The organism is Allokutzneria sp. NRRL B-24872 (genome assembly GCF_002155965.1).
GTDB lineage: Bacteria > Actinomycetota > Actinomycetes > Mycobacteriales > Pseudonocardiaceae > Allokutzneria.
This window is the reverse complement of the sequence record NZ_MUMH01000089.1, coordinates 1-556: the sequence shown is the minus strand read 5'-3', so window position 1 is coordinate 556 and position 556 is coordinate 1. Positions and strand designations below refer to the sequence as shown.

The window sequence follows — 556 nt, the reverse complement described above, 5'->3', positions numbered from 1 at the left end:
CGAACGGGGGTGGCGCTCCCGGCGTTTGTCCAGGTAGACGGGGCCCTTCAGGCCGTCTGCCCTCATTCGATAGTGTGTACCGGCCGCCCGGGACAGTCCTGGGGCGGGCGCGGTTGAGGAGTGATGCCGGTATCGACGAGGGCCACCTCATCGCCGGCCATTACCGGCTGGTCTCCAAGATCGGCCAGGGTGCGATGGGCGTCGTGTGGCGGGCGAGGGACGAGCGCCTCGACCGCCTGGTCGCGGTCAAGCAGCTGCTGGTGCAGCCCGGGCTGNNCGCCGCCCGGTTGCAGCACCCCAACGCCATCACCCTCTACGACGTCGCCGAGCACAACGGCGACCCGTGCCTGGTGAGCGAGTACCTGCCGTCGCAGAGCCTGGCCGAGATCCTGACCGACCGGGGCCCGCTGCCGCCGCGCGAGGTCGCCGCCATCGGCGCCCAGATCGCCGCCGCGCTCTCCGCCGCGCACACCGTCGGCATCACCCACCGCGACATCAAGCCCGGCAACGTGCTGATCACCGACAGCGGCGTCGCCAAGATCACCGACTTCGGCAT

Annotated in this window: 1 protein-coding gene; it reads left to right on the top strand. The window is 70.9% G+C overall.

The window, feature by feature from the left end:
- Positions 1-194 precede the first annotated feature (194 nt).
- Positions 195-556, top strand: a 362-nt coding sequence (locus CCN37_RS22910; RefSeq protein WP_246843235.1) for a protein kinase, incomplete at its 3' end; no start/stop codon positions are given.